The 21,447-nt window shown below is 59.9% G+C and carries 14 protein-coding genes; 2 read left to right on the top strand and 12 right to left on the bottom strand.

All coding sequences use genetic code 11. The features are described 5' to 3' along the window. Window positions 1-16 precede the first annotated feature (16 nt). Window positions 17-2,329, top strand: coding sequence for a 5-methyltetrahydropteroyltriglutamate--homocysteine S-methyltransferase (gene metE / locus HGP31_RS25530; protein WP_168758886.1), 2,313 nt, complete (start codon window positions 17-19; stop codon window positions 2,327-2,329). Window positions 2,330-2,371: 42 nt separating this feature from the next. On the opposite strand, the gene HGP31_RS25525 is transcribed toward metE, so the two are convergent. Next, entirely contained in the window at window positions 2,372-7,588 is a 5,217-nt protein-coding gene (locus HGP31_RS25525; RefSeq protein ID WP_168758885.1) for a dermonecrotic toxin domain-containing protein, read from the bottom strand. Window positions 7,589-7,793: 205 nt separating this feature from the next. Between HGP31_RS25525 and HGP31_RS25520 the strand changes: the two genes are divergently transcribed. Continuing rightward, complete coding sequence (locus tag HGP31_RS25520; protein ID WP_168758884.1) at window positions 7,794-8,828, top strand: alpha/beta fold hydrolase; 1,035 nt, start codon at window positions 7,794-7,796, stop codon at window positions 8,826-8,828. A 114-nt stretch (window positions 8,829-8,942) separates the two neighbouring features. Here the strand turns inward: HGP31_RS25520 and HGP31_RS25515 are convergent, their stop codons facing one another. The 11 genes from HGP31_RS25515 to HGP31_RS25465 all read right to left on the bottom strand — a co-directional run bounded on the left by HGP31_RS25515 (window position 8,943) and on the right by HGP31_RS25465 (window position 21,366). Further along, on the bottom strand, window positions 8,943-9,272 hold the full coding sequence (locus tag HGP31_RS25515; protein WP_173667182.1) for a GlpM family protein: 330 nt from the start codon (window positions 9,270-9,272) through the stop codon (window positions 8,943-8,945). A gap of 8 nt (window positions 9,273-9,280) precedes the next feature. After that, window positions 9,281-10,609 carry a two-component response regulator AauR gene (aauR, locus tag HGP31_RS25510; protein ID WP_020800746.1) on the bottom strand — a complete coding sequence of 443 codons (1,329 nt, stop codon included), beginning with the start codon at window positions 10,607-10,609 and terminating at the stop codon, window positions 9,281-9,283. Continuing rightward, window positions 10,606-12,507: a two-component sensor histidine kinase AauS gene (aauS, locus tag HGP31_RS25505; protein ID WP_020800745.1), complete on the bottom strand. Its 1,902-nt coding sequence runs from the start codon at window positions 12,505-12,507 to the stop codon at window positions 10,606-10,608. The genes aauR and aauS overlap by 4 nt, the downstream gene beginning before the upstream one ends. A gap of 154 nt (window positions 12,508-12,661) precedes the next feature. Beyond that, complete coding sequence (locus tag HGP31_RS25500) at window positions 12,662-13,396, bottom strand: amino acid ABC transporter ATP-binding protein (protein ID WP_015093699.1); 735 nt, start codon at window positions 13,394-13,396, stop codon at window positions 12,662-12,664. After that, on the bottom strand, window positions 13,393-14,064 hold the full coding sequence (locus HGP31_RS25495; protein WP_020800743.1) for an amino acid ABC transporter permease: 672 nt from the start codon (window positions 14,062-14,064) through the stop codon (window positions 13,393-13,395). Before HGP31_RS25495 ends, HGP31_RS25500 begins: the two co-directional genes overlap by 4 nt. Further along, a complete protein-coding gene (locus HGP31_RS25490; RefSeq protein WP_020800742.1) occupies window positions 14,064-14,810 on the bottom strand; it encodes an amino acid ABC transporter permease in 747 nt (248 codons plus the stop codon). Before HGP31_RS25490 ends, HGP31_RS25495 begins: the two co-directional genes overlap by 1 nt. A gap of 188 nt (window positions 14,811-14,998) precedes the next feature. Continuing rightward, entirely contained in the window at window positions 14,999-15,913 is a 915-nt protein-coding gene (locus tag HGP31_RS25485) for a glutamate/aspartate ABC transporter substrate-binding protein (protein ID WP_168758883.1), read from the bottom strand. Window positions 15,914-16,255: 342 nt separating this feature from the next. Next, window positions 16,256-17,794 (bottom strand): glycerol-3-phosphate dehydrogenase, encoded by a 1,539-nt coding sequence (glpD, locus tag HGP31_RS25480; RefSeq protein WP_168758882.1) that lies wholly within the window; start codon window positions 17,792-17,794, stop codon window positions 16,256-16,258. Window positions 17,795-18,080: 286 nt separating this feature from the next. Further along, window positions 18,081-18,836: a DeoR/GlpR family transcriptional regulator gene (locus HGP31_RS25475; protein WP_008056633.1), complete on the bottom strand. Its 756-nt coding sequence runs from the start codon at window positions 18,834-18,836 to the stop codon at window positions 18,081-18,083. 96 nt (window positions 18,837-18,932) lie between these two features. Beyond that, complete coding sequence (glpK, locus tag HGP31_RS25470) at window positions 18,933-20,438, bottom strand: glycerol kinase GlpK (protein ID WP_168758881.1); 1,506 nt, start codon at window positions 20,436-20,438, stop codon at window positions 18,933-18,935. 76 nt (window positions 20,439-20,514) lie between these two features. Continuing rightward, window positions 20,515-21,366: an MIP/aquaporin family protein gene (locus HGP31_RS25465; RefSeq protein ID WP_020799854.1), complete on the bottom strand. Its 852-nt coding sequence runs from the start codon at window positions 21,364-21,366 to the stop codon at window positions 20,515-20,517. Between the last annotated feature and the right edge of the window lie 81 nt (window positions 21,367-21,447).

The following is a 21,447-nucleotide window of genomic DNA, read 5'->3' as shown; positions in this document are numbered from 1 at the left end:
CCAGGAGCAATTCGACATGGCCGTAGCCCACACCCTTGGTTTCCCCCGCATCGGTGCCGACCGCGAATTGAAAAAAGCCCTCGAATCCTACTGGAAGGGCGACCTCGACCAACAGGCGCTGAAAAGCGTCGGTCGCCAATTGCGCACCCGCCACTGGCAATTGCAGAAAGACGCCGGTATCGACCTGCTGCCGGTCGGCGATTTTGCCTGGTACGACCAGGTACTGACTCATTCCCTGGCCTTCGGCGTGATCCCCGAGCGTTTCGACAGCACCCGCGACGCGCGTGGCCTGCCGACCCTCGACACGCTGTTCGCCATGGCCCGTGGCGCCACGGCGAGCTGCTGCGGCGCGGAGCACGGCTCAGAGCAATACGCCCAGGAACTGACCAAGTGGTTCGACACCAATTACCACTACCTGGTCCCGGAATTCAGCGCTGACCAGCAGTTCACGCTGAGCTGGGAACAGCTGTTCGATGAAGTCGATGAAGCCAAGGCCCTGGGGCACACCGTCAAGCCGGTGATCATCGGCCCGCTGACTTACCTGTGGCAGGGCAAAGTCAAAGGCCAGGACTTCGATAAACTCGACCTGTTGGAACGCCTGCTGCCGGTCTACAACGAAATCCTCGTGCGTCTCGCTGCCCAAGGCGTGGAGTGGGTACAGATCGATGAACCGATCCTGACCCTCGACTTGCCGCAGGAATGGAAAAACGCCTTTGAACGGGCCTACCACATCCTGCAGTACTCGCCGCTGAAAAAGCTGCTGGCCACTTACTTCAGCGGCCTGCAGGACAACCTTGGCCTGGCTGTCGGCCTGCCGGTGCAAGGCTTGCACATCGATGCGGTGCGTGCGCCGGATCAACTGCTGCACGTGCTCGATCGCCTGCCAACCTACAAGATTCTTTCGGTGGGTCTGGTCAATGGCCGCAACGTCTGGCGCTGCGAGCTGGAACCGGTGCTGGCGCAACTGCAATTTGCCCAAGAGCGTTTTGGCGACAACCTGTGGGTCAGCACCTCCTGTTCGCTGCTGCACAGCCCGGTAGACCTGGAGCGTGAAGACAAGCTCGATCCGGAACTGAAAAGCTGGCTGGCGTTTGCGGTGCAGAAATGTGGCGAAATCGCGGTACTGCGCGATGCCCTGAATGATCCGCAAGCACCCAAAGTGCAAGCGGCGCTGGCTCAAAGCCGTGCCATTGCGACCAGCCGCGCCGAGTCGCCGCGTATTCACAAGGCCCAGGTACAGGCGCGGATCAACGCCATCGTTGCCACGGACAGCCAGCGTCATTCACCGTTTGCCAAACGCATCGAGCAACAGCGCGCACGCTTGAAGTTGCCAGCGTTCCCGACCACCACCATCGGCTCGTTTCCGCAGACTGGCTCGATTCGCCTGGCGCGTCAGGCCTTCAAGCAAGGCAAGCTGTCGGCCAACGATTACACCGATGCCATGCACCACGAAATTCGCCACGCAGTGCAGATTCAGGAGCGTCTGGGGCTGGACGTGCTGGTGCATGGCGAAGCCGAACGCAATGACATGGTCGAGTACTTCGCCGAACAGCTGGATGGGTATGCCTTTACCCGCTTCGGATGGGTGCAGAGCTACGGTTCGCGCTGTGTGAAACCGGCAATCATCTATGGCGACCTGAGCCGTCCCAAAGCCATGACGGTCGACTGGATCAGCTACGCGCAGAGCCAGACCGACAAGGTCATGAAAGGCATGCTTACCGGTCCCGTGACCATGCTGATGTGGTCATTCCCCCGCGAAGACGTGTCACGCAAAGTCCAGGCGCAGCAACTGGCCCTCGCCCTGCGCGATGAGGTGCTGGATCTGGAAGCCGCCGGCATCAAGATCGTACAGATCGACGAAGCGGCGTTCCGCGAAGGGCTGCCACTGCGCCGGGCGCAATGGCAGGAGTATCTGGAGTGGGCGGTAGAGGCGTTCCGCTTGAGCGCCAGCGGTGTGCGTGACGAAACGCAGATTCACACCCACATGTGCTACAGCGAGTTCAACGATGTGATCGAGGCCATCGCAGCGATGGACGCCGATGTGATCACCATTGAAACCTCGCGTTCGGACATGGAGTTGCTGCAAGCCTTTGAGGCGTTCGACTACCCGAACGATATCGGTCCGGGTGTCTACGACATCCATTCGCCACGGGTGCCGGACACCGCCGAAATGGTCAAATTGATCAGCAAGGCCGTCAAGCGGATCCCGGCCGAGCGGCTGTGGGTCAACCCCGATTGTGGTTTGAAGACCCGGGCGTGGCCGGAAACCGAGGCTGCCTTGGTGAACATGGTCGCCGCGGCACGACAACTGCGCAGCCAACTGGCTTGAGGACGATAACGGGAGTGGTTCAACCGCTCCCGTTATCGCGTGTCAGGCCTGATCGAAATGTCGCAATACCGTTGACCGTTTGCCAATGTCGGCATAGGGCAGGGTGGCGTCATCGGCGTGGGTCAGATACCGGTACTGCGGCAGTTTCAGGTGCGCCTTTTCGAATTCGGCGAAGGCGGGTGTGGCCTTGCTGTAATGAAAATGGGCGTACCACAACACGTTGGACGGGACGCTGGTCAGGTCCCAGATTTCGTATTCCTGCAGGTAGTCGGCTCGGCCACCCGGGCGTTTTCGCAGGCTTTTGATCGGGCTGGTTTTACGTATCTCCACAGCGTTGTGGGTAATCAAGTCATCGAGCATGCCATCCGTAGGGTTTTTGCTCAGTAGCGACTGCCGAGTACGCATCTGGCGTCCGGTGGCGATCAGTTCCGTCGCCTTGTTACGCAGTTGCTCGATGACGGGGCTCTGTGGAACAACGGCTTCGATGTCCAGCGCCCGCCGCGTCAGCTCGCTGGCTTCACTGACCATCATGTGCTCCAGATCGACCGGGAGCATGTCTTGCGCCGCATAGGTTTCGATCTTCGACTGGTAGGCCTGCTGCGACTGAAGGCGGTTACGGGCGTCTTCGAGCATGGCGGCAGGGTTCCTTTGCGCGGGACGAGCGGTCGGCGCTGCTGGATTGAGCAAGCGAAACTTGCCGTTTGCACCCTGTTCCCACGTTTCCTGGACACCACCCTGGCCAGTCAGGATGTATTGGTGCTTCTGGGTTGTCGGCTCCCAGCGTTCGACCCCGATTAACAGATGGTCGTCTTCAGTGGTGAAGATTTTCTTGCTGCGTTGCCCGGAGGGCAGGGCTGGAGCCGGTTGGTCGATAGCCTTGCGTGCCCGTTCGGCCATTTTCTCGATACCCTCGAGCAAGGGCGCAACAGCGTCGAGATGAAAGTGCCCGGGGTAGCTGGCGGTCCAGGCGTTCATGCCGCGACGAAATTGCTGATAGTGCTCAAGGCACTCCTGAAGAATCTGATTGCGCTGGGCTCGGTTGGCGGTGACTTCCGGCAGGCTGTATTGGGTAAACAATGCACGGTCGACTTTGGTCCGCAGGCTGTCGACCTGGGCCTGTAGATGGAACCAGGAGAGATCCTGTGTCGTGTCGAAGCGCTGGACGGTTTCCAGCAAATGCCCGGTTTTCAAGTAAAGCAGATTGGCTTCACTCAGGCGTGCGTTCAACATCGTTACTTCGGGCGTCATTTGCGCCTTTTCGGTACTGATCGTAATGCGCTCGTACCACCGCTTGAGCTCGCCCATTGCCGTTTCCATCTGCCCCAGGTGGCCGATCAGTTCGACGCGAATTTTTCGGATGTCTTGCAGAATCCGAAGGCGTTCGGCGTGCGCGTTGTCCGGTAACTCGTCCAGTTGGTCGATTAGAGCGTCGATCCTGTCCATGAGCGGGTTAGCTCGATGATTGATGAAAAAGACCCGCTGCTTTTGGCGATCGGCGATCACGAGGGCATCATTACTTTGCATGTCCTTGAGTACACGCCGTTTGTTGCCATGTGTCAGGGGCGCCAGTTCGACCAGCGTCTGATAGTGCCTGTTGACTATTTCGATGTCGCTGAGACAGGCTGTATCGGCGGCTGGCAACAGGTCCGGGCGGGCTTCGACGGGGCTGCTGTTGTACCGGTTCAGCGTTGCGTTAGTGCCCTGGATCCGGGTCTCGATTTGCGGCGCCAAGTCATCGGCGGCTTCGGTCAATTCATGGTGACGACGAAACACCCGATCGGCCCACCAGCGTGGCAGTCGCTCGCGAATGGCGGCCGGCCAGAGCGGGTCGAAGGTGTCCGCCAGATGTCCGAGCACGCCACCACCACCCAGCCCGCCGCCGTCGAAAGTCGACCCGTAAACACCGAACCAGGTGTCCCACCGGCCTGCTTCATCGAGAGCGATGGGTTGCTTGTAGGTTTTTTTATGAGTGCCGCTCAGTCGCCAGCCGCGTGAGTCCTTGCTCAGTTCAGCCTGGAAGATTCGGCCATGGCGCGTGATGAAGTCACCATCGGCATGACGGTACACATTGCGATAGACACCGTGCTCGACCGGTTGCAACCCGACGAGGGAGATTGGTTTTTCATACTCGTAACCGGCGAAACGTTGGGCGATGTGCCGCGCCTGGTGTTTTGAGGTCGGTGGCAAGGCCAGGGTGCCTTTGCCAAGCGCCTTTAACTGACGAGCACGCGTCAACGTGCGGGCGGCTGCGGCCGATCGGGTGCCCATCGTACTGGGAAGGAGGTCCATGGCGGCATCGATCAGAGACAACAGCACCGACTCTATCTCTGTCAGGCCTTCACCCGCGTCCGCGCGTAACAGCGCTGCGACAGCCCGATTGGCGCTGCTCCAGGCATCGTAGAGAGCAATGGCTGCGCCCACGTAGGGCACAAGGCCCAAGGCCATTTTTATGTAGTTCAACGCCTTCGGTCCGCTGAGCGCGTAGCGTTCCAGGAATAACGCTTCGTTGGAACGCGATGTGCCGCGATGGGCTTCGATCAGGCGTCCCATCTGGGTATTGAGCAGGTGCGCGGCCAGTGAAGTGACCGCCGGCCAGCGTGCCCCGACACCGATCATGGCGTCGAAGTGTTTGAGGACGGCCTGGTTGATCCGGCTTTCATGAGCCCGCACGTCTCCCTGCAAAGCGCGATCGGCCAGGTAGCTGACCATCTCACTGCGCAGGCACAGGTTGAACAGGGCCTTGCGCGCGTCTTCGAGGCTGTCGTGACGGCGCAGGAACTGGCCATCGGGACTGTCGGGCAGGTACAGCAAAGTCATGCCGCTGACCTGTTCGTGAATGAACGTCACCCCGGACAAGGTCACCGGGCCCTCGTTGGGGGTGTCCTTGCCGCCCGCGCTCAGGTAGGCCGGCAATAATTCGATGCGCTTGCCGCCCGCGAGCCAGGCTTGCGGGGTATCGGCGTCGATGGCGGCGTTCAGGACGAGCAGGTCGTCGAGGCCGATGTGTCGTTGCAGGCGTGCACACTCCCCTTGCAGCTTGAGGGTCTGGCGCCAGGGCTCGATCAGGCATTCCCGGCGATGTTCCCTTACAAACAGCGGTTCGCCGTGACTGCCCATGAACGTGTCATAGATGAGTTGTTCGTAGACCTTGGGCAAGTCGAGTTCCGGCAGCGTCTTGCGCAGGTAGGCATGGGTGATGCCGGTTGTCAGGGCCTGGCGTTCGCCGTCGTCCGGCGCCTTGACTTCCACCCGCATGAAGCCCAGGCGCAAGGACAAGGGCTCAAGCTGCATCGACGGCTTGTTGTCGATGTTGAGTTGGGCGAGTTCTTCGAGTGACATCTTGCTTCTGGCGGTACTGGGCACCGTCACCAGTTTTTGCGGGGTACCGGGAGCCGCGCCGTCCGTCAGTTGTTTTTGCAGCGTGACGGAGTCGGGCAAGTCCAGTTGGACGTCGAAGTCGCCTTTGAGCGAGAAATCCTGGCGCAGGCGCGCCTGAAGGTGTCGACGGGTGAAGACTTCGCGAGGCGCCAGGGTTTTTTCCAGTTGTTCGTGGCCGCGTTTCATGGCCTGGATACAAGCGCTGGTCAGGCTCTTGAGCCTGGCACGGTCGGGAGCTGCCAAGGTCGTCAACCAGGTGGGAAGCCTGGCAACTATCGCGGCGCTGCGCTGCTGTTCCAGAATATGCATGAGCGCCAGGCTTCTCGCTGCGTTCACCGGGACCTGCAGTAGTGCCAGCGTTTGTTTGCGCAGCTTTTCCAGTGCCTGCGCACGTTGTGTCGCCTGGCCGCTGTCAGGATAGCGCTGGCGTGTTTGCGCGGCTTGTTCTTCGAAAAAGCTGATCTGTTGATTGAGGCTGTATAACAGCGGATCGGTCGTGATGGTCTTCAGGTGCAGGGCCAGGACCGGGTCCCGTCGCTGGATTTTCAACAACTGCTCTTCCAGGTCCTTGCGGTTGGCGAATCGTTGCAAGCCGCCGCCAATACCGGGCCAGTAGAGCAGCAGGCTGTGAGGGGATTCTGGATCGGACAGCGCGTGTGTCCGGCCAATCACAAACACCCCTTTGAGCTCATGGGGCAAAGGATCGCCGGCGTCTGTTCTCACACTCAGCATCAGGCTGGCGAATGCAACGTCAGGGTCTGGCTCGGCGGCTGTGTCCAGCAGGCCCCTGAGCAATTCGAGTTCCGTGCTATCGAGCTGATTAAGCGTGCGTTGCAGTTCCACCTCGGCCTTCAGGCCGTCTTTGTGTGCCTGGTAGAGTGCGTTGAAGCCACGATTGAACGTTATCAGGTCCAGTGTGCGCGATCGGTAGAGCAAGGTGGATGCGGCAGCGTCTGCAGCAAGCTCTGCGGTTTCCAGCGCCTTGAGTGTGTCCTCAAGTGCTTGTTGAAGGTCACTGTCCAGCGCCTCACCCAGCAGTGTTTCGAGCACCGCACGCTGTTTGCCAAGCGAGGCCTGGCGCAGCGACAGTGGAATATCCGCAGACAGGCTATCGAATAGCGATGATTGATCTTCATCGCCAACGCCTTCGGTCTGATCCAGGTCCTCAAGGGGCGGCGCTTGGGCGAATACCTCGGCGAGGCGCCCTTGCGGTCCGGGCGAAAACAGGTCCGCGATGCCTGTCGTCAATGGCCCGGTCCGGGCCGTGTATTCAAACCTGTAATGGCTGGGGAGCTCTGGCGGGGCGAGTAGTTGCGCGGACAACCAGTGCTCCATGTCGCTGCGGTCTTTGAAGGCCTGGACGGGGACCGGTCGAGACGGCAAGTACAGCAATTGCGCGACGGGGTGCTGGTTGCCCACGCTGATCACCCAGGCCGCGGGAAGTTTGAGGATGCTGTTGTCGCTCAGCTTCAGCGCCAGGTGTTCGCAGTGGATCAACTGATCGTCCAGCTGCATTGCCTGGGGCCCTGAATCCAAAACCAACCACAACGGTTTCAATTGTTCGGCGCTCACGGTGCTCAGGGCGAATGCCACCTGGGCCGCGGCTTCGATATGTTCGCGGTACAACTGACTGGCCCGATCACGCCGTGACAGCGGTGTTCCGGGGGCGCGGGCATCCCAATAGGCATTGGCGTCTTCGCTGCGCGGCGCGTCGGCGAACAGCGCCTGCAAACCTTCCTTGCATGCTTGCCAACGGGTCAAGGCGCCTTGCAGCAGGCTCTGATCGATATGGCTCGGCAGCGTCGAGAACTCGGGGATGGGGATTAGAGAGGGGGTGGGGAGAGTTGGGGGCAGCAGCGTCGGGAGCAGTCTTTCGGTCATGGTGGAGGGCTCTTCTACGGGGAGCGGCAAGTCCACTCCTGATCCAGCGCCATTAAAAAAAAATCCCCCAGGCCCGTGGTACTACATAGTTACCGCATCGACCGCTGAGCGGCATTCATCAAATTGTCATGCAACTGTGGCAGCGCGCTTGAACAAACTTCATCAGACTTTCGCTCTACTGGGGTTCTGCGTTTCGGTGTTTTTCATGCGTGCACGATTTTTATCGACAGCGGCCTTTTTGGCCGCGTTGTTGTTGAGTTTTCCTTCTTTTTCGGCGTCCCGCTGTGACGTCAATGTGGCCACCGAGCGGGTCAACCTGGATCAGGTAAGCCTGGCGTACCAGAGCATCGGTCGCGCCTCGGACCCGGCGTTGCTGCTGGTGATGGGCCTGGGTGGGCAGTTGATTCATTGGCCTGACGAAGTGGTGGTTGCGCTCTGTCAGCAAGGGTTCCGGGTGATTCGCTACGACAATCGCGACGTCGGCCTGTCGACCTGGCGGCACCCCCCCGTCGAGGCCAACCTGACCTTCGAAGTGTTGCGCTATAAGCTCGGCTTACCCGTGTCGGCGCCATACTCCCTGACCGATATGGCGGATGATGCACTGGGCCTGATGGATGCGTTGCACATCGAGCAATTTCACGTGCTGGGCGCCAGCATGGGCGGGATGATTGCCCAGCACATGGCGGCGATGGCGCCACAGCGGGTTGAAAGCCTGACCCTGATCATGAGTACTTCCGGCGCCGAAGGTTTACCCGCACCCAGTGCGGCGCTGCTGCAGTTGCTGGCGCGCCGGGGGGCGCCCAATCGTGAAATCGCACTGGAACAACAGGCGGACCTGCTGGCGGCACTGGGCAGTCCGTCGGTGACCGATGATCGTCAGGCACTGTTGCATCAGGCGGCACTGGCGTATGACCGGGCATTCAATCCCGAGGGGGCTAAACGGCAGATCCTGGCGATCCTGGCCGAGCCGAGCCGAGTGGCACTGCTCAACCAGCTACGGGTGCCGGCGCTGGTGGTGCATGGCACGGCCGATCCGTTGTTGCCGGTGATGCACGGCGTGCACCTGGCGGCGCATCTGCGTGGCAGCCAGTTGAAGTTGATACCGGGGTTGGCTCATCGGTTTCAGGAAGCGTTCAAGGCGCCGTTGCTGGCGGCGGTGTTGCCGTACCTACGGGCGCATCGTGAGGACACTTCGCATTGGGCGCAGGTTGAGCCCGTGGCGGAACACAACCTTTTGTAACACCGCCTTCCCCTGTGGTAGCGAGCCTGCTCGCGAAAGCGGTGGCACAGTCAACATTGGCATGACCGACCCTCCGTCTTCGCGAGCAGGCTCGCTCCCACAGAGGAATTGTGATCAGGCCTGCAAGCGAATCCAAACTGTGACCAGCGCCGTCGCCGCGATCAACCACGCCACTGCCGCCACGGCCAGCGATGCCTCGAGGCGCATGCGATCGACCAGCACATAGAGGGTTGCCAGGTAGATGAAGTAAGGAATGATCGACCACATGCCAAACACGATGGTGGTCTTCAAGTCATCCAGCGAACGACCCTTGCCGACAATGTAGTGGGCAATCAGTGCAAAGGTCGGAAACAGTGGCACCAGTCCGGCGATGTAATAGTTTCTGGTCTTGGCCAGGGCCGCGAGGATCACCACCACCGATGCGCCCAGGGTTGCTTTGAGAATCAGATCCATCAGTGGCTTAGCCCGTACTTTTTCACTTTGTCGAACAGCGTGGTCTTGGCCATGCCCAGTTCCTGGCTGGCCTGGGTCAGGTTGCCGCCGCTGCGTTGCAAGGCATCGCTTAGCAAGTTGCGCTCAAAGGCCTCCACCGCTTCAGCGAAAGCCAGGCCTTGGGCGGCACCGCCCGCACCCGGTTTCTTGAATGCCGGCAGGCCCAGGGCAAATCGCTCGGCGACGTTGCGCAATTCGCGCACGTTACCCGGCCAATCGTGGCTCATCAGGTTAGACAGGGTCTGGTTATCCAGCTCCGGTACGGCGCGGTCGAAACGCAAGGACGATTGCTGCAAGAAAAACTCGAACAATTGCAGGATGTCTTCGCGGCGCTCGCGCAGAGGTGGCAGTTCCAGGGTCACCACATTAAGGCGGTAATACAGGTCGCTGCGAAATTCACCGGCCTTGCTCGACTCGTCGAGATCGGATTTGGTGGCCGCGATCACCCGGCAGTCCACCGCCACGCTCTGGTTCGAGCCGAGGCGTTCGAGGGTGCGCTCCTGCAATACCCGCAGCAGTTTGATCTGCAGGGGCAGGGGCATGCTTTCCACTTCGTCGAGGAACAGCGTGCCGCCGTCGGCATGCTCGATCTTGCCGATCCGCCGTTTGCCTGCGCCGGTGAAGGCGTTGGCTTCGTGGCCGAAGATTTCGCTTTCGAACAGGTTTTCCGGCAGGCCACCACAATTGAGCGCCACGAATTGCCGGGTGTGCCGACGACTGAAATCATGCAGGCAGCGCGCGACCAGTTCCTTGCCGGTGCCGGTTTCGCCCTCGATCAGCACGTTGGCTGACGTATCGGCAACATTGGCAATGAGTTCGCGCAAGTTCTGCATTGCCGGCGAACGGCCGATGATTCGACCTTCAAGTGAGTCGCGCTCGGCCAGTTGCCGGCGCAACGACGAGACTTCTCGTGCCAGGCTGCGTTGCTCCAGGGCACGGCGCGCTACATCCACCAGGCGTTCGGGAGAGAAGGGCTTCTCCATGAAATCGTAGGCACCTTTCTGCATGGCGCCGACGGCCATGGAGATGTCGCCGTGACCGGTAATCAGCACTACCGGCAAGCTGCGGTCGCGGGCCTTGAGTCGGTTCAGCAGTTCCAGTCCATCGATGCCGGGCAGGCGAATGTCACTGATGACGATGCCGGCGAAGTTTTCGCCCACCCGCTCCAGGGCTTCCTCGGCACTGCCGACACCGATGCAGGGAATATCTTCCAGGGTCAGTGCCTGCTGGCAGCCGAGCAAAACATGGGGGTCGTCTTCGACGATCAATACACTAAGGTCGTTGTTCATATTGGCTCAGCGGAAGTGGGGCTTACCAACGGTAAACTGAGGACGAAAGCAGTACCACCGCTGGCCGGGTGTTCGACACCCAGGTGACCGCCAGTGGCAGCGGCCAGGCTCGCGGAAAGGGTCAGGCCTAGGCCCAGGCCTTGTTCGCCGGGCTTGGTGGTGAAAAATGGTTCGAACAGGTGTTTGCGCGCTTCGGCATCGATGCCGTGGCCATTGTCCCGTACACGCAGCCGATATTTACCCTCCAGTGCTTCGCCTTCAAGCCACAATTCGGGCTGCGGCTGCGCCTGCATGGCGTCCAGGGCGTTGCCAACCAGGTTGACCAGGATCTGCTCCAGGCGCGTCTGATCGATCTGCATTTGCACATCGTCGAAGTGGCGATGCACCTGCAGATGGGCGTTTTCCACACGCCCGCCGAGCAATTGCAAGGCGGCGTCCACGGCTTTGCCAAGACAAGCCTGGCCCTTGTCGTCACCGCGCCGGGCGAAGGAGCGCAGGCTGGCGGTGATCCGGCCCATGCGGTCGATCAATTCGTTGATGGTCTTGAGGTTGGTGCTGGCCACATCCAGTTGACCGCGCTCGAGAAACCGCACGGTGTTGCCGGACAAGGTGCGCAGCGCCGCCAACGGCTGGTTCAATTCGTGGGCGATGCTGGTGGACATCTGGCCAATCGCGGCGAGTTTCCCGGCCTGCACCAGTTCGTCCTGGGCACGGCGCAGCGTCTCTTCGGCGTGACGACGCTCGCGGATCTGCCCCTTGAGCCGCTCGTTGCTGGCGCGCAGGTCGGTGGTGCGTTCGGTAATCCGACGCTCCAATTGGTTGTTGGCTTCCTGCAAGGCTTCTCGGGCAGCGAGGCGGGTGGCGATCACTTTGCGCCGCTCGTTCCAGGCGATCAGCAGGAACGCCACAAGGGCAAAGGCCACGGCCACCAGAATCCCCTGGTTGACCGCTTCGCGGCGCAGATCCTGCAGTGGCGTGAGCAGGGTGAAATTCCACGGTGTATCGCTCAGGGGACGAGTTTGTGACAGGTAGCTGATGTTTTCGTCATCGGAAACCAGTTCGCTATTGGCGGGGAAGGTGAGTTTCTCCACGCCCTCGGACAGGGTTTCCCGGGCCAACGGTTGCAATTCGTTCAGTGGGAACCAGTAGTACTGGAGACTGCGGGCGAGCTTTTCCTTGGTTTCTTCGCTCAGCGGCACCACCGATTTCAGGCGTCGAGCGGGGTCACTGGAGAGAATGATGATGCCGTTCTCGTCGCTGACGAAGGCTTCAAGGCGCGCGCGTTGCCAACGCTCCTCCATGGCCTCGAGGCGGACCTTGACCACCGCGACGCCGATGATCTTGCCGTGTTCTTCCAGGCCATGGGCCAAGTAGTAACCGGGTTCGCCGTTGGTGCTGCCAATGCCATAGAAGCGTCCGGGCTGGCCACGCACGGCGTTCTGGAAATAGGCACGGAAAGACAGGTCTTCACCCAGGTAACTGTCGACATCGCGCCAGTTGCTGGTGGCCATGACGCGGCCGGTGGTGTCCATCACGTAGATGGCCCGGCTGCGGCTGCGCCGGTTCAGGCCTTCTAGGTAATCATTGACGGTCTGCCGGTGCTCCGGCGTCGGGTCGGCCAGCAACTTCGAAACACTGGTTTCGAGTTCCAGCAGGCTGGGTAGGTAAGTGTATTTGCTGATCTCGCTCTCGACAGCGCGGGCGTGCAGTTCCAGCTGGCGCTGGCCATTTTCGCCGAGGCTGCGGATTCCGTAGTGTTCACTGGTCCAGAAGCCGATATAACCCAGTCCGATCATCAGGGCGATGATCAGCGGCGGCAGGAACAGATGGCGAATCAGGCGAGGTTTCACGGCGAGTGATGGCGACGCGGCGCGATAGAGATTGGGGTCGCATTTCATCACAGATGCCTTGGGTCAACCAGCGTCGGCCTCCTGTAGGAGCGAGCATGCTCGCGATGGTCGTCAACGAAGACGCGTTCATCCTGGATGTACGCGGTGTCTTTGAGGTCATCGCGAGCATGCTCGCTCCTACAGAGGGGCGGCCGTGTTGCTGTTAGTGTTGCAGGATCTTGTTGAGGAAGTGCTGCGTACGCTCGGCGCGGTGGCTGATGTCGCCGAAGAACTCCTCTTTCTTGCAGTCTTCGATGATCTTGCCCTGGTCCATGAAGATCACCCGGTCGGCCACTTTACGGGCGAAACCCATTTCGTGGGTTACGCACATCATGGTCATGCCTTCGTGGGCCAGTTGCACCATCACGTCCAGCACTTCGTTGACCATTTCCGGGTCCAGCGCCGAGGTCGGTTCGTCGAACAGCATGACGATCGGGTCCATCGCCAGCGCGCGGGCAATCGCCACACGCTGCTGCTGGCCACCGGAGAGTTGGCCCGGGTGCTTGTGGGCGTGAGCCGAGAGGCCAACACGTTCAAGCAGTTGCAGGCCTTTCTTGGTGGCCTCTTCCTTGCTGCGGCCCAGCACCTTGATCTGCGCGATGGTCAGGTTTTCAGTGATGGTCAGGTGCGGGAACAGTTCGAAATGCTGGAACACCATGCCCACGCGCGAACGCAGTTTCGGCAGGTTGGTCTTCGGGTCGGCGATGGAGGTGCCGTCAACCACGATGTCGCCTTTCTGGAACGGTTCCAGGGCGTTGACGCACTTGATCAGGGTCGACTTGCCGGAACCGGACGGCCCGCATACCACGATCACTTCGCCTTTCTTGACCTCGGTGCTGCAATCAGTCAGTACCTGGAAGTCCCCATACCACTTGTTGATGCTTTTGATAGAGATCATACGGCGAACCTTTTTTGCAGACGCTTGACCAGCAGCGAGGCGGAAAAGCTGATGATGAAGTACACGAGACCCGCGAAAATCAGGAACTCATTGGAGCGGCCAATGATGTCGCCACTGGCGCGCGAGGCATTGAGGAAGTCCACCAGACCGACGGCGTACACCAGCGAGGTGTCCTGGAACAGGATGATGCTCTGTTGCAGCAGCAGCGGGGTCATCTTGCGGAACGCCTGGGGCAGGATGATCAGGCGCATCATCTGGCCGTAAGTCATGCCCAGTGCCTTGGCAGCCCCCATCTGGCCCTTGGGAATCGACTGCACGCCAGCACGGACGATTTCGCAGAAGTACGCCGCTTCGAACATCATGAACGCCACGATGCAGGAGGTGAACGCACCGATCGGGGTGTCTTCGCCGGTGATCCAGCGCAGCACGAACGGCACCGCCAGATAGAACCAGGTGATCACCAGCAGCAACGGGATCGAGCGGAAATAGTTGACGTACGCGCCGGCCAGGTTCGACAGCAATTTGTTGTGCGACAGACGGCACAGCGCCAGGATGGTACCGAGGATGATCCCGCCGATCACGCCCATGGCCATCAGCTTGAGGGTCATGACCATGCCGTTCCACAGGCCCGGCAGGGACGGGATGATGCCCGAGAAGTCGAATTCCATCATTTACCCCCTACGGAAATCAGGCCCGGTACGGCGACTTTCTTCTCGACCAGGCGCATCAGCAACATCAGGCTCATGTTCAGGGTGAAATAGATCAGCGTGGCCAGGGTGAAGGCTTCGAACAGGTTCGCGGAAAACTCCGCAGTCTGTTTGGTTTGCGCCAGCAGCTCCATCAAACCGATCAGCGAGGCCACGGAGGTGTTCTTGAAGACGTTGAGGAATTCCGAGGTGAGCGGTGGAATGATGATCCGATACGCCTGGGGCAGCAGTACGTTCCAGTAGATCTGCGGCAACTTGAAGCCCATGGCGCGGGCTGCAGACTCCTGGCCGCGGGGCAGCGCCTGGATACCGGTGCGCACCTGTTCGCAAACGCGGGCGGTGGTGAACAGGCCCAGGCACACGACAACGCTGAGGAATGCCGAGGTAGTCGGGTTCAGGTCCTGCTTGTACCACTCTTGCAGGTCGGCAGGCAGCAGGTCGGGTACCAGGAAGTACCAGATGAACAGCTGAACCAGCAGCGGCACATTACGGAAGAGTTCGACGTAGCAGGTGGCGATGCCCGATACGATGCGGTTCGGCACGGTACGCATGACACCCAGGATCGAACCCAGTGTCAGGGCAATGATCCAGGCCGCGATGGCAATGCCGATAGTCCAGCCCAGGCCGGCGATGTACCAGTCGAGATACGTCTCGCTGCCAACGCCAGTGGACTTGAAGAACACGCCCCAGTCCCAGTTGTAATTCATTAGGGTCTCCCCTTGAGATCAATCGATGTACCCGCTTGGGGGAAGCTCCGTTCCCGCCCGAACGAGATGCTCGGGCACACGCCACCGGCTCGACAGCCACCAGTTCGAGTGTTTCCAGAAATGCCAGCAGGGAGTGACAACCTCCCGAGAGGGCAGTTGCCCTCTCAGGAGATAAGGTTAGTCAGAAATCAGGATTTCTTGTCGTCAGCCGCTTTATCGGTCGGATTGGCGATCAGGGCCTTGAGCTCGTCGCTCATCGGGAAGTTCAGGTTCAGGCCTTTTGGCGGGATTGGCTGCATGAACCATTTCTCGTAGATCTTGTTGATCTCGCCCGATGCGTAGGTGGCCTTGATGGCGTCATCCACGGCCTTTTTGAACGGCTCGTCGCCTTTGCGCACCATGCAGCCGTAGATTTCGTAGGACTGTGGCGTACCGGTCACGGCCCAGTCACTGGCTTTCTTGGCCTTGGCCGCTTCACCGGCCAGCAGGGCGTCGTCCATCATGAACGCAACGGCGCGACCGGTTTCCAGCATCTGGAAGGACTCGCCGTGGTCCTTGGCGGAGATGACGTTCATGCCCATCTGCTTGTCGGCGTTCATCGCCTTGAGGATGCGCTCGGACGTGGTGCCGGCGGTGGTCACGACGTTCTTGCCTTTGAGGTCGTCGAAATCCTTGTACTTGGAGTCTGCCTTGGACAGCAGGCGCGTACCGATTTCGAAGATGCCAACGGAGAAGTCAACTTGTTGCTGGCGCTCGACGTTGTTGGTGGTCGAACCGCACTCCAGATCCACGGTGCCGTTCTGTACCAGCGGAATTCGGGTTTGCGAGGTGACGAGGTTGTACTTGACCTGCAGGTTCGGCAGATCCAGTTCTTTTTTCAGGGCCTCGACGACTTTGAGCTGGATGTCGTGGGAGTAGCCGACCGGTTTGCCGGAAGCGTCCGCAATGTAGGAGAACGGGATGGAAGCGTCACGATGCCCGAGGGTGATGACACCGGACTCTTTGATCTTTTTCAGGGTGCCGGTGAGTTCGGCGGCGAAAACTGGCGTGCTGATCAGAGCGGCAGCAATGGCTGCGCCCAGGATATGGGGAACGATGCGCATCAAATTTTCCTCGACATTGTTTTTTTTATGGAGCCAGTTCGTCGGCCCTTTTGTGCTTCGAATGCCCGACGGCTCCTGGAGCGTCGGTACAACAAACATTCGTCCAAGAGTGTAGAGCATGACTCGTGCCAGGCCAGGCTCTATAGCTCAATGCATTGATTTATAAGGAGATTAAATATTTATTGAGGTTTTTTTTGGTAACGGAAATCCGGTTAACCGAATCGACCGGCAAGTCGCGTTCGGAAAACCGAATGCAAAAAGATCGCAACCTGCGGCAACTCGCTCTGTAGGAGCTGCCGCAGGCTGCGATCTTTTGATCTGCTGCTCTATTCAAGCAATCCGTCAGGCTGCTTCGATCTTGCTGCGGTTCTGCTCGACCTTGCTCAAGTAATCGGCGAGCCTTTGCTGTTGTTCGGGGGTGGTGAACAAGCCGAGCTTGCTGCGCCGCCACAGAATGTCGCGGGCGCTGGTCGCCCACTCTTCGCTGCACAGGTAATCGACTTCGCGGGTGTAGAGACCGCCGCCAATGTGTTCGCCCATGTCGTTAAGGTTCTGTACGCCTTCGAGCATGCGCCAGGTGCGACTGCCGTAGGTGGTGGCCCAACGACGCGAGATTTCGCTGGGGATCCAGTCGAACTTGTCACGGATCTGAGCGCTCAGCGCCTGCGGTGTGCTCATGTCTTCGCCGCCCGGCAGGGGGGCGTTGGCGGTCCAGCTTGGCAAGATGTGCGGGAAGTGCGACGCCAGTTGCGCCAGCGCCGATTCGGCCAGCTTGCGATAGGTGGTCAGTTTTCCGCCGAATACCGACAGCAGGGGCGCTTCCTCGCCACTGCCCGACAGCGCCAGGGTGTAGTCGCGGGTGACGGCCGATGGGTTGTCGGACTCGTCGTTGCACAGCGGACGAACGCCGGAGTAGCTGTGCAGGATATCGCCACGGCCGATCTGTTTTTTGAAGTGGGCGTTGACCACTTGCAGCAGGTAATCGGTTTCGGCCTCGGTAATCGCCACTTTTGCCGGATCACCGGTGTACTCGCGGTCGGTGGTGCCGATCAGGGTGAAGTGATTGAGGTATGGAATGGTGAAGACAATGCGCTGATCTTCGTTTTGCAGGATGTGCGCGTGATCGCCGTCATAGAGCTTTGGCACGATCAGGTGGCTGCCCTGGATCAGGCGGATGCCGTAGGGCGATTCCATTTTCAGGTCGTCACGAATGAACTTGGCGACCCAGGGACCGGCCGCGTTGACCAGCGCCTTTGCACGGATCGAAAACAGGCTGCCATCGGCGCGCTCCAGGTGCAGGTGCCAGAGGCCTTTGGTGCGACGCGCGCTGACGCAGCGGGTCTGGGTGTGGACGTGGGCGCCTTTTTCCCGGGCCGCCATGGCGTTCAATACCACCAGGCGTGCATCGTCGACCCAGCAGTCGGAATACTCGAAGCCTTTGGTGATTTCACTTTTCAGCGCGCTGTCGGGACCGAACTTCAGGCTTTTGGAACCGGCCAGCTTTTCCCGTTTACCCAGGTTGTCATAGAGGAACAGGCCAGCGCGGATCATCCAGGCCGGACGCAGGTGCGGGCGATGCGGGAGTACGAAGCGCATTGGCTTGACGATGTGCGGGGCCTTGGCCAGCAACACTTCGCGCTCGGCCAGGGCTTCGCGCACCAGGCGGAATTCGTAATGTTCAAGGTAACGCAGGCCGCCGTGGATCAGCTTGCTGCTGGCCGATGAGGTGTGGCTGGCCAGGTCATCCTTTTCGCAAAGGAACACCGAGAGCCCGCGGCCCGCGGCGTCTGCCGCGATCCCTGCGCCATTGATCCCGCCACCAATGACAGCGATATCGTAGACCTCGGCGAGAGGAGGCGTAGGTGAAATAGAAGTGGGCATCGGCTAAGGCCTCGGGATTCTTTGATTTTCTGTATTTGAATTCGAACATTAATGTTCATTTGCGAAAATCTTAGCCCATAAAGACACGCACAGCCAGTCGACTTCGATTGAAAAAACTCATCGAAGGGCGGTTAAAGGAAAATATTCGAACATTCTCGCGCTGATCGTTCCCATGCTCTGCGTGGGAATGCATCAATAGACGCTCTGCGTCGGCGCTGGAATTGGGACGCGGAGCGTCCCGGGCGGCATTCCCACGCGGAGCGTGGGAACGAGAATCGCGCAGGGGTTAAACGACTTCGAGGCGAATCTTGTGTTGATTCAACAACTGCGTCAGCGCCGGCACCGGCTGCTGGTCGGTCACCAGGCAATCGATCAGGCTGATGGGCCCCAGGCGGATCATGGCGTTGCGCCCGAATTTGCTAGAGTCGGCGGCGAGAATCACTTTGCGCGCGTTGGCGATGATCGCCTGGGATACCCGCACTTCCTGATAATCGAAATCCAGCAGGCTGCCATCTTCATCGATGCCGCTGATGCCGACCAAGGCAAAGTCGACCTTGAACTGGTTGATGAAGTCGACGCTGGCCTGGCCGACCACGCCACCGTCTCGCCGCACATTGCCTCCGGTCAGCAGGACGTCGAAGTCGTCCTTGGCGCTGAGCATCGAGGCCACGTGCAGGTTATTGGTGATGATCTTCAGGTGATTGTGATTGAGCAGGGCGCGGGCAATCGACTCAGTGGTCGTACCGATATTAATGAACAGCGAAGCGTGGTCGGGGATCTGCGCGGCAATGGCTTCGCCGATGCGCTGTTTCTCGTCGCGCATCTGATCGGCGCGCATGGCGTAGGCAGTGTTTTCAACACTGGAATCGTAAGCCGCGCCACCGTGGTAGCGGCGCAACAGATTGGCTTCCGCCAGCTGATTGATGTCGCGGCGGATGGTCTGCGGGGTAACAACGAACAGCGTGGCCATTTCCTCGATGCTCACATAACCGCGTTCGCGAACCAGTTCGAGGATTTGCTGCTGACGGGGAGGCAGATTCATGGGGCGTCCTTTGGGCTGCCGTGCAAAATTTGCCCATGATGCCGCAGGAATCTGCTCCCTACCAGTTACATCCCGATACGAGCCTTACAGCCTGGCTTATTCAGCCCCTTCGTGAGGCTCCCAATCGCGTGTGCGGCTGACGGCTTTTTTCCAGCCGGCGTAGAGTTTTTCCTTCGCCGCTTCATCCAGGGTCGGTTCGAACTTGCGCTCGATAACAGCCTTGCCGCGCAACTCGTCCAGGCTGCCCCAGAAGCCACAGGCCAGTCCCGCCAGGTAGGCGGCGCCCAATGCCGTGGTTTCGCGCATCTGCGGACGCTCGACCTGGGTGCCGAGAATGTCGGCCTGGAACTGCATCAGGAAGTTGTTCGCCACTGCACCGCCGTCAACGCGCAGGGCCTTGAGGCGTTCGCCGGCATCCTGCTGCATGGCGTCGAGGACGTCGCGGGTCTGATAGGCAATCGATTCCAGCGCGGCACGAATGATGTGGTCGACGCGCACGCCACGGGTCAGGCCGAACAGCGCCCCACGGGCGTAAGGGTCCCAGTACGGCGCGCCGAGGCCGGTGAAGGCTGGCACCAGGTACACGCCGTTGCTGTCCTTGACCTTGTTGGCGAAGTATTCGGTGTCGTGGGCGTCGTTGATGACCTTCAACTCATCGCGCAGCCATTGGACGGTGGAGCCGCCGTTGAACACCGCCCCTTCCAATGCATAGGCGACTTCGCCGCGTGGGCCGCAAGCGATGGTGGTGAGCATGCCGTGGTTGGATTTCACGGCTTTGTCACCGGTGTTCATCAGCAGGAAGCAACCGGTGCCGTAGGTGTTTTTCGCTTGGCCGGATTCGACGCACATCTGCCCGAACAGGGCGGCCTGCTGGTCGCCAGCGATACCACCGATGGCGATGCCGCTTTTGGTGTGGCCGTAAATTTCCGAAGAGGACTTCACCTGCGGCAACATTTCCCGGGGGATGTCCAGCAACTCCAGCATCTTCGCATCCCACTCCAGGGTGTGGATGTTGAAGAGCATCGTGCGCGAGGCGTTGGTGTAGTCAGTGACGTGCACCTTGCCGCCGGTAAATTTCCAGATCAGCCAGCTGTCGACAGTGCCGAACAGCAGCTCACCGTTGCGCGCGCGCTCGCGGCTGCCCTCGACGTTGTCGAGAATCCACTTGAGCTTGGTGCCGGAAAAGTACGGGTCGGTAACCAGTCCCGTGGTTTCGCTGATGTATTGCTCATGGCCATCGCGCTTGAGCTGTTGGCAGATTTCGGTACTGCGCCGACATTGCCAGACGATCGCGTTGTAGATCGGGCGGCCGGTATTCTTGTCCCAGACCACCGTGGTTTCACGCTGGTTGGTGATGCCGATGGCTGCGACCTGATCGTGATGCAGGCCAGCTTGCGCCAGGGCCTCGACCATCACCGCGCTTTGGGTGGCGAAGATTTCCATCGGATCGTGTTCGACCCAGCCGGCTTGTGGATAATGCTGCGCGAACTCGCGCTGTGCGGTGCAGACCACGTTGGCGTCACGGTCGAAAATGATCGCGCGCGAGCTGGTCGTACCCTGATCGAGGGCAATGATGTAATTCTTGTTCTGAGTGTCGGTCATGTCGATTGCCTTGGACGAAAAAGGGAAGTGAGGTCTGGCGCGCGAGCAAACGGGCAGGTTTCGCGCGCCAACGCTATCAGGAAATTCTGGGCTTGCCGTCAATGGCCGGTGTTGCATCCTGTGTAGCAGGCGCGGCGCCAGGCAAGTGACGGGCAATCAAGCCGCGGTAGGCGGCAGCACCCAGGCAGGCACCGACAATCGGCGCAAAAACCGGAATCAGGAAGTACGGGATATCGCGGCCGCCAGTGAAGGAAATTTCACCCCAGCCAGCGAAGAAAGTCATCAGTTTAGGACCGAAGTCCCGTGCCGGGTTCATCGCAAAACCGGTCAGCGGGCCCATGGAACTACCAATCACCGCAATCAGCAGACCGATCAGTATCGGCGCCAGCGGGCCGTTGGGCAGGCCATTGTTATCGTCGGTCAGCGACATGATCACGCCCATCAGGATGGCGGTGATGATCACTTCGACAAGGAACGCCTGGGCCGTGGACAAGCCTGGATTGGGGAAGGTGGAGAACACCGACGCCAATTCGAGGCTGGCCGCACTGCCGCGAACCATTTGGTGAGTTTGTTCGAAATCGAAGAATAGATTGCTGTATAGCGTGTACACCAGTAATGCGCCGCAAAAGGCACCCGCCACCTGGGCGACGATGTAGAAAGGCAGTTTGCGCTTTTCGAAGTCGGCAAAAATGCTCAGTGCGATACTGACGGCAGGGTTCAGGTGAGCGCCGGAAACCCCGGCGGTCAAGTAGATCGCCATGCTCACGCCAATACCCCAGATAATGCTGATTTCCCAGAGGCCAAAGCTGGCACCCGCGACCTTGAGCGCGGCAACGCAGCCCGTACCAAAGAAGATCAGCAGCGCAGTGCCCAGGAACTCGGCCATGCATTGGCTCGACAGCGACGGTTGTTGTAAAGCAGTTGTCATTGAAACCTCATTTTTTTTCTTGTCTGGCGCTTTCATTTCATCATGGTCGAAGCGCGTTCTTCATTGAGGCAGGATCCCCAT

The organism is Pseudomonas umsongensis (genome assembly GCF_012647205.1).
In the GTDB taxonomy this organism is placed as follows: Bacteria; Pseudomonadota; Gammaproteobacteria; order Pseudomonadales; family Pseudomonadaceae; genus Aquipseudomonas; species Aquipseudomonas umsongensis.
The sequence above is the reverse complement of the archived record's forward strand: the minus strand, read 5'-3'. Positions and strand labels throughout refer to the sequence as shown.